The organism is Myroides sp. WP-1, assembly GCF_014145635.1.
Taxonomy (GTDB): Bacteria; Bacteroidota; Bacteroidia; order Flavobacteriales; family Flavobacteriaceae; genus Flavobacterium.
The window spans coordinates 1-13,150 of record NZ_JACHTC010000005.1 but is presented as its reverse complement, the minus strand read 5'-3'; the positions used below and the strand labels follow the sequence as shown (position 1 = coordinate 13,150).

General features: G+C 37.6%; 7 protein-coding genes. All 7 read left to right on the top strand.

The genetic code is table 11. The features are described from left to right. Nucleotides 1–3: 3 nt before the first annotated feature. Nucleotides 4–1,434 (top strand): SusD/RagB family nutrient-binding outer membrane lipoprotein, encoded by a 1,431-nt coding sequence (locus H4K33_RS06460; RefSeq protein WP_182647655.1) that lies wholly within the window; start codon nucleotides 4–6, stop codon nucleotides 1,432–1,434. 2 nt (nucleotides 1,435–1,436) lie between these two features. Further along, nucleotides 1,437–2,411 (top strand): metallophosphoesterase, encoded by a 975-nt coding sequence (locus H4K33_RS06455; RefSeq protein ID WP_182647654.1) that lies wholly within the window; start codon nucleotides 1,437–1,439, stop codon nucleotides 2,409–2,411. Nucleotides 2,412–2,419: 8 nt separating this feature from the next. Beyond that, a complete protein-coding gene (locus H4K33_RS06450) occupies nucleotides 2,420–4,000 on the top strand; it encodes a calcineurin-like phosphoesterase family protein (RefSeq protein WP_182647653.1) in 1,581 nt (526 codons plus the stop codon). 165 nt (nucleotides 4,001–4,165) lie between these two features. Further along, nucleotides 4,166–5,737 (top strand): M20/M25/M40 family metallo-hydrolase, encoded by a 1,572-nt coding sequence (locus H4K33_RS06445; protein ID WP_182647652.1) that lies wholly within the window; start codon nucleotides 4,166–4,168, stop codon nucleotides 5,735–5,737. 276 nt (nucleotides 5,738–6,013) lie between these two features. Next, on the top strand, nucleotides 6,014–6,463 hold the full coding sequence (locus H4K33_RS06440) for a T9SS type A sorting domain-containing protein (protein WP_182647651.1): 450 nt from the start codon (nucleotides 6,014–6,016) through the stop codon (nucleotides 6,461–6,463). 4 nt (nucleotides 6,464–6,467) lie between these two features. After that, entirely contained in the window at nucleotides 6,468–12,938 is a 6,471-nt protein-coding gene (locus H4K33_RS06435; RefSeq protein ID WP_182647650.1) for an RHS repeat-associated core domain-containing protein, read from the top strand. 2 nt (nucleotides 12,939–12,940) lie between these two features. Further along, on the top strand, nucleotides 12,941–13,150 hold a 210-nt coding region (locus tag H4K33_RS06430; RefSeq protein WP_182647649.1), incomplete at its 3' end, for a hypothetical protein.

Sequence of the window (13,150 nt, the reverse complement as noted above, 5' to 3'; positions counted from 1 at the left end):
CACATGAAAAGAATAATTTACTTAGTTGCTTCAGTTTTCTTTTTTCTCTCTTGTACAGAAAATTTTGAAGAAGTTAATACAGATCCCAATTTAATTGATCAAATTAGTCCGGGTACCTTATTGAATGAGGTTATCTATAACATGGCAAATAACAACGTGAGAAATTACTATGATATCACAGCAGAACTCATGCAGGTAAAATTGCCTTATCCCAGTTTTTATGGAGGAAAACACCGCTATGAAATTTTAGATAATACAGGAAATTCTCAGTGGAATGCCAGTTATAAATGGGCGAAGAATATCCGTGAAATGTTAGCCGTGTCAGAAGCGAATCCCAACGATGCTAATTATAAAGCCATTGGTTTAACTTTACGCGCTTGGGTGTATTCTAACCTAACCGATTCATTTGGAGACATCCCTTTTTCAGAGGCTTCTAAAGGAGATGAAGGTGGGCTTAAACCCAAATACGATACCCAGCAAGAGATTTACATGACGTTGTTGCAAGATCTAGAAAAGGCTAACGCCCTGTATAATCACACGAATCCCATGTTATACGGAAAAGAGATTTTATTTGACAACAATACTAAAAATTGGCAGCGATTTACCAATTCACTTCGCTTGCGTTTGTTGTTGAGAATCTCTAATGTATATCCACAAGCGTTTGGAGAAATGGTTACGATGTTGAGCCAAGAAGATAAATACCCCATCATTAGTGATTTTACACAAAGTGCAGCTTTAAAGGTAACAGGAATTACCCCTAATTTATCACCTTGGTCAAGAGCGCTAGATTTCTCTACCAATCAGTCAGCCTCTGCTTTTTTTATTGACCATCTCAACGCGTTGAAAGATCCTCGTATTGGAGTATATGCTACAGAAGCGAAAGACCTAGAGGGAAAACCAATCGGATATGTTGGAATACCAAGTGCTTATGTAGGAGATAATTCTCAATTTAAATTTTCTCCTTCATATATGAATAATAAACAAGTGGTTGCTCCTATGAGTATTCCTATCCTAATGCATGCAGAGGTGGAATTCATTAAAGCGGAATTAGCCCAACGCGGTTATTACAATAGCGGTCAGGCGGAGCAATACTATATCAATGGAATAAAAAGTGCTATTTTATTCGTAACTGGAAAACCCGCTGAAGGTACTTATTTAGAACAAGATATAGTAAAATACGACGGTAGTTTGGCGCAAATTATGTTGCAAAAATACATCTCACTCTACTTTACAGATTTCCAACAATGGGCTGAATATAGACGTACTGGATTCCCTGTATTACCAACAACTTCTTCTATGTTAAATGAAGGGAAAATGCCGTATCGCTTACTCTATCATTCGGATCAAAAAGTATATAATCCTACGAATTATTCCGAAGCAAGTCAACGTATAGGAGGAGATAAAATGGATTCAAAAATTTGGTGGATTAATTAGTAATGAAAAGAAGTGAATTTTTAAGAGCCGTTGCTTTAGGAACTTTAGCTACAGCTATTCCTTTTGATATTCAGGCTAATACGGTAGAAGGAGCAAAGAAAAAAGAGACGTTGAGCTTTGGAATTATTACCGATTTACATCAGGATTTGACTTTTGATGCTCCAATGCGATTGCAAGCTTTTGTAGATGAAATGAATCGAAAAAAAGTAGATTTTATCATTCAACTGGGGGATTTTTGTGTTCCTAAAAAGGAGAATCAAATCATTTTAGATATTTGGAATTCTTTTCAAGGGGATACCTTTCACGTGATTGGAAATCACGAATTTGACGAAGGTAAATCCTTAGAACAAATAATGGATTTCTTTTCCCTAAAACAAAATTATTACAGCTTTGATCGCAAAGGTTATCACTTTGTTGTGTTAGATGGTAATGGGAAAATACCTGGTAACGAAGGGGTTCGCTATCCATCCTATTTCCACAAGCAACAATTAGAATGGTTAGAATATGACATCAATAGCACATCATTGCCTACCATTGTATTTATCCACCAAGGATTGGATCACAATGGGGTTCACAATAGAGAAGCGGTGCGTATCTTATTGGATAATTGCAATAAAAAAGCAGGATTTACCAAGGTGAAAGTAGTGTTTTCAGGACATCATCATATGGATTATACCAATGTAATCAATGAAATTCACTATGTACAAATTAACAGTGCCGTATATCGATGGCTAGGGGAACCTTATAATAATACGTCATTTTCACAAGAAGCTTATAGTAAATACCCTTATTTACGCAATATGGGATATTACAAAGATCCATTGTGGGCGCACGTACAAATAGAGTCGGATGAGTTGCAATTGACAGGGAAAGAATCACCTTGGTATGGGCAATCACCCGTTCAATTAGGAGAACCTATCGTTTCGTGGAACTACGTTTCTGCAGCTAAAATATCAGATCGATTAATTAAGTTATAAACATAAAAATGAAAAATATTGTAGTAAGTATTGCCCTTTTAACTTCTTTGGTTGTAGGGGCTCAAACGAAAGTAATTGGCTATGTCTTTGAGGATGCCAACGCTAATGGCAAAAGAGAAAAAAAAGAACGACCATTAGCCAATGTAGCCGTAAGCAATGGAACAGAAGTCGTTTTGACCGATGCACAAGGTAAATATGAATTGCCCTTGTCTGATGACAATCCTATTTTTGTCATCAAGCCTGCGGGTTATGGTTTTTTATTGGATGAATATAATTTACCGCGCTATTATTATATGCACAAGCCAAAAGGATCTCCCAAACACTTGAAGTATAAAGGAATAGAGCCAACGGGGAAATTGCCAAAGGAAGTCAACTTTGGGTTACTTCCACAAGAAGAGAGCAATGAGTTTAAAGCCTTTGTTTTTGGTGATCCACAACCTTATACAATGGCTGAAATGGAATATTACAAAAGAGCAATTGTCGACGAAGCAAAGGAGCGAACAGCAGGTATTTCTTTTGGAATTAGTTTAGGAGATATTGTAGGTGATGATCTAAGTTTACATCAACCTTACAAGGAAGTCATGAAAGAGATTGGATTGCCATGGTATAATGTATTGGGAAATCACGATATGAATTACGATGCAACAGAAGATATTCATTCAGACGAAACCTTTGAGCGCAATTTTGGACCAGCTAATTATGCTTTTAATTACGGAAAAGCGCATTTCATTGTATTGGATGATGTTCTATATCCACATCCTATTACGCAAAAAGGATATTGGGGAGGATTTCGAAAAGATCAATTGGACTTTGTGCGAAACAACTTAAAACTAGTAGATAAAGATCGTTTAATCGTTGTTTCCTTCCATATTCCTTTATATGTGGGGGAGGAGAAACACTTTGAGGCTAAAGCAAGACAAGAACTATTGGATGTATTGGCAGAATTTGACAACGTTTTATTATTATCAGCTCATATGCATACACAAACCCATCAATTCTACGGAAAAGAACAGGGGTGGAATAAGGCTAAATTACTTCACGAATATAACGTAGGAACCACTTCTGGAGATTGGTATTCTGGAGAATATAATAAAGAAAATGTACCTGTAGCGACCATGCGAGATGGTACTCCTAAGGGATACGCTATATTATCAGTCAAGGATAATACCTATGAGTTGGATTATAAAGTAGCTGGAAAATCAGAAGATTACCGCATGGAAGTGTTTTTACCCCAAGTCGTAGCAGATAAAAAAGGTGGGAATTCATATGTCTATGCCAATATATTTATGGGAACTGAATTTGATGAGGTAGAATACCGTATTGATCAACAAGAATGGAAGAAGATGAATCGAGAAGTGACACTGGATCCTGCGCTGTACGCCAAAGTGCAAAAATACGATTTATCCGAAACCCTTGTTGACGGGAAAAGACCATCAAATCCAGTAAATAGTCCCCATTTATGGAGTGCGCGAATTCCAGCAAATTTAAGTGTGGGGAGTCATCAGGTTGAGGTGAGAACAAAAGATATGTTTCAACGTGTATACACGACAGTTAAAACCTTTAGAGTAGAAGCAAGAGCACAAAAATAAAGTAAGTCGAGATGACGTAAAGTCATTTCATGAAGTGAATGTGTTAATTTGGTTGAGATAGGCGGGATTATCCCGCCTATTTTTTTATTTGGTTTATCCGATAAAAATGTTGTGTGTCAGTAGATATTCGAGTATTTTGCCATAAACAAACGAAAACCAAAAAAAATGAAGTTTACCACAACAATTAATCAAACCCTCAAGCATAGTTTATTGGGGATAGCTCTTATTACGAGTAGTTTAAGTATTGCACAACAACAAGACCCCATTATAGATGCTATTGTAAAGGAGGGAACCTCAAATTCTCAACTTCAAACATATGCTTTTGAATTGTTAGATGTTATAGGACCGCGTTTAGTAGGAACACCACAAATGATGCAAGCGCACAATTGGGTAAAAAACACGTATGAACAAATGGGATTGGAAGCGCGTAATGAAGCCTATGGAACATGGAAATCTTGGGAAAGAGGAACTTCACAAATTACGATGACTGCTCCCCGTATTAAATCGTTAGAGGGAACACAATTAGCTTGGAGTCCAGCTACAAAGAAAAATGGAGTTGAAGGAGAAGTAATTGTATTAGTAGATGCTAAAAGTTCGGCTGATTTTCAAGCCTGGTTGCCTACTGTAAAGGGAAAATACGTGATGATCTCTCAGTTGCCACCGAGTGGACGCCCTGAGTATCAATGGAAAGAATACGCTACCGACGCTTCCTATGAGCGCTATAAAAAAGACAAAGTAGCAACGGAAAAAGCGTGGAATCAACGCATTGAAAATACAGGATATACAGTAAAAGAATTGCCTAAAGTACTAGAAGAAGCTGGAGCAGCAGGAGTGGTCATGTCTTATTGGACGGGAATTATGGGGGCGAATCGCATCTTTGGCGCACAAACCACACAAGTACCAACCATTGATATTGCCCTAGAAGATTATGGACTTTTATATCGTTTAGCCGAAGGAGGAAAAGCACCGCGAATCAACGTAAATGTACAATCGAAGAATCTGGGAACCACACAAACGTATAACACCATCGCTGAATTAAAAGGAACAGGAAAAGCAGACGAATATGTAATTTTATCCGCTCACCTAGATAGTTGGGATGGCGGAACGGGAGCAACAGATAACGGAACGGGAATTATTACTATGATGGAAGCTGCTCGTATCCTAAAAACGGTTTTACCTAATCCTAAACGTACTATCTTAATCGGAAACTGGGGAAGTGAAGAACAAGGGCTAAACGGTTCTCGTGCTTTTGTCGCGGATCATCCCGAATTGCTAAATAAGATTCAGGTGGTCTTCAACCAAGATAACGGAACTGGACGTATCGCCAATATTGCAGGACAAGGATTTTTACATGCGTATGATTTTTTAGGCAGATGGTTATCCGCTGTACCAGAGACTTATAAAAAGGATCTTAAAACACATTACCCAGGTTCTCCATCAGGAGGTGGATCCGATCACGTGTCTTTTGTTAGTAAGGATATCCCCGGATTTATGATGAGCTCACTAAGCTGGGGATATGGAAATTATACCTGGCATACCAATAGAGATACAGCAGATAAAATTGTATTTGACGATGTTCAAAATAATGCGATTCTCTTGGCTATTTTAGCTTATAAAGCCAGTGAAGAAGAGGAATTAGTATCTAGAGAAAAGGTTGTTTTACCAACAAATGACCAAGGAGAACAGCAACAATGGCCCGTTGCTAAAGAACCACAACGCAATTCAAATCAATATTAAAGCATACTAAATCATAGCAAAAGAGCGTCCTAAGGGGCGCTCTTTTTTGTTTATATCCTGTGAGCAAAACTAAATAGGCGAACAGGATGTATTGAGAATTTTTATTCTTCTTTTTCAATGGGGACAATAGGTGATATAAGGTTTGATTGTTAATTGTTTAGCTTTTTATTTAACTATTCAAACATATCTATTTGAATAGTTAGTTTGGTAAAGTACTATCATTTTTTTGGTGCATTAATTGTTGTTTTTGTTAAATAATTAACCAAAAATTATGATATGAAGAATAACGTAAAACTACTAGTACTTCTTTTTCCGTGGTATGCAACTTCGCAAACTGTACCAGAACAACTTGTGTTTGATTATGATAGAGCAGGGAATCAGATTTATAGAGGAGTGGTAGAAGACAGTAGTACTTCTCGTTCCTTATTGGAAAATATCAATAAAGGACCCTTATTGAAGGAAACAGCACAGAAAGAGAAATCGAAACTAAAGTATTATCCTAATCCCGTCCAAGAGGTGTTGTTTATTCTATGGGATAGGACAGTTAAAGAGGTTACTGCGATTTTTTTGTATACCTCCAATTATCAAGTGATTCGCAAGAATGAAAATTTGCTTGCAAAGGAACAAACCCAATTTGATGTAAGAGCCTTACCTAAGGGGACTTATTTTATGGTTGTACAGTATGCTGATGGAACGAAAGAAAATGGTACAATCATAAAACAGTAGGGAAATGAAGTATAACAATATTCTATGGCTGTTTTATATACTAACAACCTTAATGTGTTATGGACAACCAATAGAGGAAAGGATTGATTCCAAGTCGTTTCCTTCTGATGAATGGCCTATTGGTAAAACAGAGGGACAATTAGAGGTAGGACCAACAGGAGGTGCTCTGTACACGATTCCTCTTCAAGTTGCAAAAGGAGTAAATGCTTTAACACCTCAACTCAGTTTTGTGTATAATAGTCAAGCAGGGAACGGAGTAGTCGGATTAGGGTGGGCTGTTGCGGGCGTTTCTACAATTAATCGAATTGCCTCAACCCAATATCATGATGGAGAAATAAGTGGGGTTAATTTTTCTGAAACGGATCGATTTACCTTAGATGGACAACGCTTGCTTTTGAAATCAGGAACGTATGGTGGAGATGGAGCAGAATATCAAACCGAACGCTACTCCAATTTGAAAATTACCTCTCATGGCGTTTCTCCGTATGGCGTTAAGTATGGTCCTGCTTATTTTAAAGTGCAACATCCAGATGGAAGTATTTCTCTATATGGAGCAACAGCTGATTCTCGTTCAAAGTTAGCCTTTGCAATTAGCAGTACTCAGGATCCTTCCAAAAATAAAATAGTGTATCACTATATCGAAAGAGGAGGTATGCAGTTGATTTCTTCAATTCAATATGTTTCGCGTATTCGCGATTTTTTACCTACTATAGAAGAAGGAGATTTGCAACAATTCTCAACAACTCTTGATCCCATTTATGCAGCATATGAAAATGAAATTGAATTTGTCTATCAAACGTTGGAGGCTGGTCAGCAAACTTTTTATGTAGGTGGCGAAAAATTTGAAAACTTAGATTACCTCAGTCAAATAGAAGTAAAAAGTGAAGGTGTATTATTTAGAAGATACTTTTTAGACTACTTAACAACACCTTTACATTTTAAGTTGTTGAAGAGCATTAAAGAATACAATGGATTTGATACAAAAGAATTACAACCTATTCTTTTAAGCTATAAAGAAGAAAGCGAATCTGAAAACACGACAGTATTACAACGTGAAATTCCCACAAATCTACAAGGAGATGTAACAGCGAATAAGTTTGGAGCAATTAGTGGTGATTTTGACGGCGATGGCAGTTTAGACTATTTAGTCTATAAAAAAGATCGTAAAGAATATTGGGTATACTATTCTTCAGCTGAACAAGAGGGAACGTATGCACACCACAATGTTGGTACTGGCGCAGTTTTCGATGCGGTTTATCCCATTCAGTTAAAAAGTACCACTAACGAAGTTTTATCTTATGAAGGATGGCTGGAAATATCAGGCTATGTTTTTCAAGCTCGATCATTGATGGACGGAATGATCAAAAGTGAATTTACTCGAAGTTATAATTTTCCTAGGTTTAAAATTCAGCCTACACCAGAAAATTGTCATCAATCCTATGACTTTACATTGCCTAATGACTATTACAGTGGAGACTTTAATGGTGATGGACTAACCGATATTTTAGCAATTCAAAAACCAGCTGATTTTAGAATACCTAATTGTACTACGCAATCCATAAGTTATGAAGAAATCAATCTACCTGGAGGGGATGCTTATTTACTCGATTTAAATGAAAATACAACACAACCTACGGATTCGGGATTTATAAGAGATTACAAGGAAGACACCAAAGTAGTTACAGGTAATTTTTTAGGTAGTAGTAAGACGGATGTCTTAGTCATGAACGATACAAAAATGACACTGTATACTTATACAGGAACAGCGTTTACCCAAGTGTTTGACTATGAAAACACGCATATTCGCATAGGTAATCAAGTTCATGTAGGAGATTTTAATGGCGATGGAAAAACAGATGTCATGCTATCTGCAGAGGGAGGGGCTAATTGGATATTTTATTGCACAGGAACTGGATTTGAACGAGTAGAAGTAAAAGGAGGATTTTATACTTTCAAAGATTATGTAACTACGGATCACTACAACAACAATTTTCCCGTTTTAGAATATGTCAATCACATTGCGGCGGACTTTAATAACGACGGGAAAACAGATATGATCGAATTTCGATATTTCGTTGTTCCCAAAGATCACGAAGGGTTTAAAAAGGGAGGTACGCTCTTTATGATTGATTTTGTCAAAAATGAAGGGAATTCCGTTTTTAATACGGCTGCTGTAATAGATGCCTATTCTACTGATTCGGTATTTAAGCCCATTCAATCAGAAGACGAAGCGATTCAATACATTCCCATTCCTATTTACCTATCTCCTTTTAGTAAAGTGGCTTATACCACCAATAGTTTTCGAATGGGGCTATTCATTAACCAAGGGATGTATACGTTTGAATACCGGTATAATCAAGCCAAAAACAGATTGATTACCTCCATTCAACAAGGAGATGACACCTATCACCTAACGTATGGACAATATGGGGTGAAAAATGAAAATCCAGAAGATCAAACAGATTTCCCTTCTTTTATGAAGTACTCGACTGTTAAGGAAAAATATCCCTTGATAGAACCCAATACTTTACTCAATACTTATCTCGTTACGTCGATACAAGTAACAAATAATCAAGCTACAGCACTTAAACAAACCTTCGCTTACGCATCGCCTGTTATAGATCTTCAGGGACTTGGATTTTTAGGTTTTAAAGGAGTTGTACGCACCAATTGGTACGACACAACAGAAAATATGTTTAAGAAGATCCAAGAAATGGAAGTGCAAAACAGAGGGTTGTTGAAGAGAGAAAGTGTGATTACAGGTAATCAATGGCAAGCGTTTATAGAAGAACCATCTCCTAGCGGAATTACTGCTGTTAAAGCATACGAAACCATTACAAATTATACCTATCATACACAGGTTACCGCAGATAAGGTATTTATTCCTCAACTGACTAAGGTAGTGAATCAAGTGATGGAAGGAATGGCGATTGCTGATTCTTTCATAAAGGAAACGACCAATACCTACAATGCCTTTAATGATATTGTACAGGAGTCTTCAGTGTACAAACGCAATTTGGCCGTAGCAAAACCAAGTGGTCCTCGTACAATTACGGATAAAACAGAAACAACAGCAATAACATATGCTTATAGTAACGATACAGAAGCCAATTATTTCAGAAGTCGCATTACAGCGTCTAAACAAACGCAAATCCGAACAGGAGAAGAGGAATTTACAACAGAAGAACGCTATGGCTATGATGATAAAGGAAGAGTAATACTAGCGATTAAAAAAGGAAATAATACTTCGGATTCTATCGTTGAAAAAAACAGATATGATACGTATGGTAATGTAGTTGAGAAAATCGTTAAAGCAGGCGATTTACCCGAACGTAAACAAGGGTATAAATATGGATATTTTGGACGTTTTCTGACAGAAGAAACAGATGTTGAGGGGTTGAAAACAACCTATAAATACCAAAGTTTTCGAGGACTCTTAACTGAAACAACAGACGTATTTGGACGTACAACAACATATACCTATAACAATTGGGGACAACCCACGGGAGTAACAAATTTTCTCGGAAAAACAACTCAAACAGAGTACGTTAAAACGGATCAGGGTTTTGAAATTACAACCCAAGATGGAGAAGGTGGATGGCAGAGAGAAACATACGATACGCGTGGAAATAAGACGCAAAGTGCTTTTATTGATATTCGAAATGACTTGGTTTGGAAGTCTTTTGAATACGATGTCTTTAATCGTTTGATTAAAGAAAGTGAACCCTATGATAGGACAATTTTGCCGTTGTGGAATACTATAGAATATGACAAACGAGGTAGAGTATATAAAACAACAAGCAGCAAAGACAAAACCATTTCAACAACCTATACCGTTACCACTACAAAAGTTGATGATGGAGTGTCGATCAAAGAAACAAGAATCAATTCCGCAGGTGATGTTGTGACTAGAAAAGATGCAGGAGGTGAAATTAACTATGCGTATTTCTCCAATGGCAATTTAAAATCAACCGCGTATGATGGAGCTGTTGTGTCTCTAGAACAAGATGGTTGGGGAAGAAAAACCAAGTTAATTGACCCTTCTGCAGGAACGTATACCTATGAGTATAATGCGTTAGGGGAGCTAATTAAAGAAACAACCCCTAAAGGAATAACGACAATTACTCTGGATCCAGTAGGGAAACTCATCCAAAAAAACACAACAGGTGAGCAAACCAATACGCAAATCACCTATACCTATGCGGAAGGGAGCAAACTACTTGACAACATAACCGCAACAGTAAATGACGATCGTTATACCTATGATTATGTGTATGATACCTTGCATCGATTGATCAAAACAACAGAAACAACTCCAGTGGCGACGTTTATCAAACAGTTGACTTTTAATGCGTTCGGAAGGGAATTCGAAGAAACTATAGGAGTACAAACCCACGGAAGAACAAAGGAAACTAAGATCAGTCATCAGTATAAAAATGGCTTTCACAGTGAGGTAGTTGATGTTGCCACTGGTTTAAAACTAATTACCAAAGTAGAGGCTAATGCCTATGGTCAATTAACCCAAATCGAACTGGGAAACGGATTGAAAATTAACAATACCTACGATGCTTATGGCTATTTGATACGACATAAACTAAAAGACTTTCACAGTATAGATTTGTATCAATTAACGAATCAATTCGATGTTCAAAGAGGAAATCTGTTGAGTAGAACAAATGGAATGTTCAATCGAACGGAAACATTTACTTACGATCAGTTAGATCGAGTGACTTCCTTCACCAATAGAGAAGGTATCCAAGAAACCCAAGAGTATGATAGCAAAGGACGTATTCTCAGCAATGAAATCGGAACATACAAATATCCTAGCGAAAGTTCGTATCAAGTAGCTTCAATTGATTTAAATCCCGAAGCTCATGCGTATGGTCAAGTACATCCTACACAGCAAGTCCTGTACAATGCTTTTAAAAAACCAGTTTGGATTAAAGAAGAGGGAAAGGAAAATATCTACTTTGATTATAATCCGCTGAATCAAAGGAGTGTGATGTACCACGGAGATTTGGCCGCAAGTAAGGAACAGAGTCCTTTTAGACGCTACTATTCAGCCGATGGATCCATTGAGGTTAATTACGATATTGAGGCAGATCAAATCGACCTCGTTTTCTATCTCGATGGCGATGCGTATTCCGCAACAGTAATAGCCAAAATGGAGAAAGGAGATAATCGCTTGGTACACCATTTTTTTCATCGAGATTATTTAGGTAGCATTTTGGCGATTTCCAATGCAAGAGGAGAGCTGGTTGAAAAGCGCCATTTTGACGCTTGGGGAAATTTGGTAATTGCCGAAGATGGGCAAGGAAATGAGCGCAACCGATTGACCGTTTTAGACAGAGGATTCACGGGGCATGAGCATTTGCAAGGGGTGTCTTTAGTGCAAATGAATGGACGTTTATACGATCCAACGGTGCATCGCTTCTTAGCACCAGATAATTTTGTACAAGACATCACTTACACGCAAAATTTTAATCGCTACGGCTATGTGTGGAATAACCCGTTAGTCTATATTGATCAGGATGGAGAACTCCTCTTTGTGCCAATTATTATAGCGGCTGTAGTTGGAGGAGTGATTAACTGGGGCATCCACGGTTTTAAAATGGATAAGGACGGACTCCTAGCCTTTGGTATCGGAGCAACAGGAGGAGCAGTAGCAATGCTTACTGGTGGTGTGGCTTTTGGGTTAATGGGAGGTGCTGCTGGAGGAGCTCTCGCAGGAATGGGATCTGGTATCATTGGAACAGCAACTCAAGTGGGGATAACTTCTTTAGGTAATTCCTTCTATTTAGGCGATCCCATGATCTCTGCAAAAGATTTTTATACCAGTGTTGGGTTCGGAGGTGTATTAGGAGGCCTCTCTAACGGTATACTTGCCCTATTGAATGGACGAAACTTTTGGACAGGTGCTGCACCTATCGCACATCCACTGCCTGTAACGATCAACCCCGCAGGTGTTGTCTCGCAAGAAACGGAAGTAAATCTCAGTACTGCCACAAACGCAAAGAGCGTTCCCGATTTGAACTATACCAATCAAGTGAAAAATAGTACAACAAAAGTTGTACCTTTATCGGTAGTCGATGGTGGTATTCAGGGAGGTCCACTTACTATTCCCAATACGGTTTTAGATGAAATTACCGTTGGTGGGGGTGGGAAAAGTACGATAGCTACCGGACAAGCTCATCATTTACTAGGGAATAGAATAACAAGAGTTTTAAATAACCACCCTACCTTGAAGAATGCATTTGATTATAGCAGAATGAATGCTAAATATATTTATAAAGCTTCAGATGATGCGTCTCATAGAGGATATCAAACTTGGCATAGGGAATATGATGCAACAGTTGTTAAATGGCTTCAAAGTAATCCTTCAGCAACACCTATACAATTTGATAGATACCTTCATAATCTCCATCAACAACCTTGGCTGAAAAATAGAATACCAAACGTTAATTTAATAGAATGATGATGCCCTATTTTATAATAAAAAATAATTTATTCGAGAATTCAGAATTTGCCTATGGAGAACAAAGGGAAATGAATTATCAAACAGGAGTCGCAAAAGTATGTGAAACATGTGGAGCTTTTCTTAGTATGTTGGAGTGGTTACCTCCTTTAGAAATCAATGTCTCGAAAAGAAAACTAGGAGATTTTATTTATGGAACCTATGTGGGTTTT